Below are 339 nucleotides of genomic sequence, written 5' to 3' on the forward strand. Positions count from 1 at the left end.
AGCGCCAGTGCCTTCTCGTAGATGGCGACCGTCGCCGCTTGCGGGCCGACGCCGAGATCGACGCGCAGGCTTTCGCGCAGCCGCTCGAACTGCCGCACGACCTCGCCGCGATTGCCGGCGTCGAGTGCCGCCTGCATCAGGGCCCGCGCGGCGCGCTCGTCGGCGGGATCGACCGCCAGCAAGCGTTCCCACAGACCGGCCGCCTCCAGCACGCGCACATAGAGCTCGCGCAGCCGTTGGCGCGGCTCTTCCGCCCATTCAGCGTGGCGGTCGTCCGGCAGCAGGTCGCCGGCGTAGCGCCGGGCCGCCAGTTCCGTGGCCCCGCGATCGTTTGCCTGC

1 protein-coding gene is annotated in these 339 nt (G+C 73.2%); it reads right to left on the reverse strand.

Going from position 1 to position 339, the window contains the following annotated elements:
• The coding region (locus tag EN862_RS35290) for a BTAD domain-containing putative transcriptional regulator (RefSeq protein WP_281035873.1) at positions 1–339 on the reverse strand (339 nt) is incomplete at both ends.

This window comes from Mesorhizobium sp. M2E.F.Ca.ET.219.01.1.1 (assembly GCF_004016445.2).
Taxonomy (GTDB): domain Bacteria; phylum Pseudomonadota; class Alphaproteobacteria; order Rhizobiales; family Rhizobiaceae; genus Mesorhizobium.